Below are 251 nucleotides of genomic sequence, written 5' to 3' on the forward strand. Positions count from 1 at the left end.
CAATACTATCATCTGTTAGCGTCAGGCACTGATGCTGCAAGGCACACTCTGTGACAAAATCTATAGAAGGCAAGTGGCGAAAGAAGCGACTTTCGTGAATCAGCACTTTATCCAATAGTTGCTGGCGCAGCGCATCGTTGTTCGGCAATTGACGCCATAGTTGCAGCGCTGATAATCCATTCGCAACAGCGGTACGATCAATCGCATTTACTAGCCACTGGCGTTGAATATCGGGTAAAACAAAGCCGATT

At 47.0% G+C, this 251-nt stretch carries 1 protein-coding gene; it reads right to left on the minus strand.

Features of this window, described 5'->3' with window-relative positions; all coding sequences use genetic code 11:
• Positions 1-251: hypothetical protein (locus AAEY98_RS22535; protein ID WP_351019850.1), on the minus strand; the 251-nt coding region annotated here is incomplete at both ends.

Source organism: Shewanella sp. AC91-MNA-CIBAN-0169 (genome assembly GCF_040310165.1).
GTDB lineage: Bacteria > Pseudomonadota > Gammaproteobacteria > Enterobacterales > Shewanellaceae > Shewanella.